At 67.0% G+C, this 3,299-nt stretch carries 5 protein-coding genes; 3 read left to right on the top strand and 2 right to left on the bottom strand.

What is annotated here, in order from left to right; all coding sequences use genetic code 11:
• The coding region (locus tag NFV80_RS09195; protein WP_295328790.1) for an alpha/beta hydrolase at positions 1 to 905 on the top strand (905 nt) is incomplete at its 5' end.
• On the opposite strand, the gene NFV80_RS09200 is transcribed toward NFV80_RS09195, so the two are convergent.
• Together NFV80_RS09200 and NFV80_RS09205 are read right to left on the bottom strand one after the other, a co-directional pair.
• Complete coding sequence (locus NFV80_RS09200; RefSeq protein WP_295328793.1) at positions 902 to 1,591, bottom strand: HAD family hydrolase; 690 nt, start codon at positions 1,589 to 1,591, stop codon at positions 902 to 904. The genes NFV80_RS09195 and NFV80_RS09200 overlap by 4 nt on opposite strands.
• A gap of 1 nt (position 1,592) precedes the next feature.
• The gene (locus NFV80_RS09205; protein ID WP_295328795.1) at positions 1,593 to 1,748 is read right to left on the bottom strand and encodes a hypothetical protein; all 156 of its coding nucleotides are present in this window, start codon (positions 1,746 to 1,748) and stop codon (positions 1,593 to 1,595) included.
• Positions 1,749 to 1,922: 174 nt separating this feature from the next.
• Here NFV80_RS09205 and NFV80_RS09210 point away from each other — a divergent pair, with 174 nt between their 5' ends.
• Both NFV80_RS09210 and NFV80_RS09215 read left to right on the top strand, forming a co-directional pair.
• Positions 1,923 to 2,360, top strand: coding sequence for a hypothetical protein (locus NFV80_RS09210; protein WP_295328798.1), 438 nt, complete (start codon positions 1,923 to 1,925; stop codon positions 2,358 to 2,360).
• Positions 2,357 to 3,299: CapA family protein (locus NFV80_RS09215; RefSeq protein ID WP_295328801.1), on the top strand; the 943-nt coding region annotated here is incomplete at its 3' end. The genes NFV80_RS09210 and NFV80_RS09215, both read left to right, overlap by 4 nt.

A 3,299-nucleotide genomic window follows, 5' to 3' on the forward strand; every position in this document is an offset into this window, starting at 1 on the left:
CTAGCGGCAGACAGCGGGCGGTGGCGAACGCGCCATGGCTCGCTGCAACACAGTTCAGCGATCAGTCATCGCCCGTGACCATGCGACGCATCCTTACCCTGCACCGACCGGCAGTCGGCGCAACGCATTTCCCGCCACTGCTCTTCGTGCATGGGGGCTATGCCACCGCCGGCTGTTGGGACGCATACTTCCTCCCCTGGTTCAGCCACCGCGGCTTCGACTGCCACGCGCTCGATCTCTCGGGGCACGGCGCCAGTGAGGGGCGCGAGCGGCTCCACTCCTACGGGCTCGACGACTACGCCGAGGATCTCGCTCAGGTCGCACACCGTCTTGCGGCGCCGGCGATCGTGATCGGACACTCGATGGGCAGCGCGGTCGTCGAACGCTTTCTCGAGCGCAACCAGGCGCAGGCAGCAGTTCTGATGGCACCGGTGCCACCGACCGGCATCCTCGGCGCAACGATGAAAATCGCCTTGACGGAGCCCGCCTTTTTCGACCGGCAGGGGCGCGCCACCCGCGGCGAGTACACGCCGGAAGCGCTGCAAACGATTCGCGACGTCTATTACTCGCCGGAAACCGGCACCGACGACCTGATCCGCTTCGGTCGCTTCTTTCAGTCCGAGTCCCGTCGCGCCATCCTCGACCTGACGCTGCTGGCCATGCGCATGCGCCTGCGCCGCGCAAGCCTGCCGGTTCTCGTCATCGGCGGCCAGGCGGACGCACTCTTCCCGCCGGCTGGCTTGCCGTTCACCGCCGCGCGCTGGCGTGCCGATGTCGCAGTCATCCCGCGGGCGGGGCACACGCTGATGCTCGACGCGCACTGGCAGGCCGCTGCCGAACGAATTGCAGGCTGGATCGAACAGGCGCTACGGCGCACAGCGACGCCGACTTCCGGCGCCGGTTAACGCCGTTGGTCGCCGCTCTCGTCGAGCAGGCCCGGCAATTCCGCCATGCGGCTGAACACGCGGCGAACGCCGGCAGCATGCAGCGCCTCAGCCAACCCCGGCTGCGCGTGGCCACCCCCGCAGAATCCGAGGACAGCCATGCCGGCAGCCCGGGCAGCCTGCACACCGGCAATGCTGTCTTCCACGACCACGCAGCGCTGCGGCAGCGATCCCATGCTCGCCGCGGCATGGAGGAAGAGGTCTGGAGCCGGTTTGCCGTGCGCCACCATTTCGGCACTGAACAGGTGTGGCTCGAAGTATTGCAGCAGGCCGGTCAGCTCGAGATTGCAGCGGATCTTTGCGAGCGATCCCGACGACGCTACGCATCTTGGCAATGGCAGCGCACGCAGCATCTCGGCAACCCCGGGCAACGGCCGCAGTTCCGCCCGGAACGCGGCACGGTCGCGTTCGTCGAGACCTTCGGCGAAACCCGCCGGCAATGCCTGCCCCCATTCGTTCTCGACTCGTGCCAGCAGGGAACGCAGACTGATGCCCGTATAGCGATCGACCGCATCTTGCGCGCTCAGAGGAAAACCGATCTCGGTCAACGCTTCTGCGAGTACGCGGCTGGCAATCGGCTCGCTGTCCACGAGCACGCCATCGCAATCGAAAATGACCAATGCCGGCGAATCATGCCTGGCAAGCATCTCACTGCTCCCGCAAAGCATCCAGTCGCCCGCAGCGAGCGCCGGAGAGAACCGTGGTGCCCGGCGACTTACCCACCGCGAAATCGTCGCACTGTGTCGTGCTCGCGCGGCGCATCCGCAGAACCTCCGCAACGACGCCACGGGAAGAAGAGTTCATCGGCACCTCCGTCCAATCGGCCGGCTCGCCGGCCAGGGCAAATATACAGGATGTCGCTGCCGGATCGCCAGCCGGCAGCACCGGCGGTGCCTGGCAAACCATCCGGCGAAACGATTGACTCACGCGGCACGAACCCCAATACTGCCGGCACTTCCGCACTCTGCTCGCGCACCCATGCCCGGTCGCCGCCCGGCAATCGACTCGCCGACCCATTGCTGCCGCTGGCTCGCCGCAGCCCTCGTCGTCGCTTTCTCCGCACACGCCGAGACGCTCGTCTGCCACCTGAGCTATGGCGGGGAAACACGCTCCCTGGAAGCGTTGCCGGTCGATTCGCCCTATGCCGTTCCCGTCCACGCGATTGGCTCGTACTTCCTGTTCCGCATGGTGTTCCAGAAAGACCCGCCGGATCTGGCCGCGATCAAGCTCTACGTCTTCGCCAACCGGGACAATGGACCGCTGCCGATCCATCAGGCGACACATTGCTACCCGCCAGCGACCGGCGGCGGCGCCGGTTACGGCTTTACCGGACGCAACCGCGTCTATGAGCCGATTCGCGATGGCGAACTCGAGTACTGGTGCGAGTTGTCGCCGCCAGCCGGACGCACCCCGTGACCTTGCGAAAGCACTTGCGCTGGCTCGCCACCGCGCTCGGCGTGGTGCTCGCCGGATCGGCCGGCGGCGACCCCATCCGCCTGATCTTTGTCGGCGACATCATGCTCGACGACGGGCCGGGCCGTCTCGTCAGCCGCGGCGGCGATCCGCTCGCCGCCTTTGCCGCCGTGCTCATCGACGCGGACTACCGCATCGGCAATCTGGAATGTCCGATCGCTACCGCGGGCAAGCCGCTGGACAACAAGCTGTTCAGCTTCCGCGCCGATCCCCGCGTGCTGCGCGTGCTGGTCGGCAGATTCGATGCGCTTGGCGTCGCCAACAATCATTCCGGCGATTACGGCCAGGCGGCATTTCTGGAAACGCTTGGCCATCTCGCCGACCACGGCGTCGCCGCCGTCGGTGGCGGGCGCACGCTCGCCGAAGCGCACCGTCCGCTGTGGATCGAAGGTCGCGGTCTGCGTATCGCCGTGCTCGCGTACAACGAGTTCAAGCCGCGCTCGTTTGAAGCCGGGGCCGAATGGCCAGGAATCGCCTGGAGCGAGGATGCGCAGGTTGTCGCCGACATCCGCGCGGCACGCGCCGCCGGTGCCGATCTGGTAATTCCGTTCATGCATTGGGGCTGGGAGCGTGAACGGCAGCCGAGCGAGCGGCAACGTCAGCTGGCGCGAACGATGATCGACGCCGGCGCCGATCTGGTGGTCGGCGGGCATCCGCACGTCACCCAGGGCGCAGAGTATTATCGGGGCAAGCTGATCGTGTACAGCCTCGGCAACTTCGTCTTTGATGGATTCGATTACCCGGCCGCGCGAAGCGGCTGGCTGCTGCGCCTGACCGTCGACAAGCAGGGGCTCGTCGCTTGGGACACCCTGGTCGCGCAGATCGACGACGACGGCAGCCCGCATCCCCACCCCGGAAGCACAAGCCCCTGCGGCCGCGCCG

This window comes from Accumulibacter sp. (genome assembly GCF_023806565.1).
In the GTDB taxonomy this organism is placed as follows: Bacteria; Pseudomonadota; Gammaproteobacteria; order Burkholderiales; family Rhodocyclaceae; genus Accumulibacter.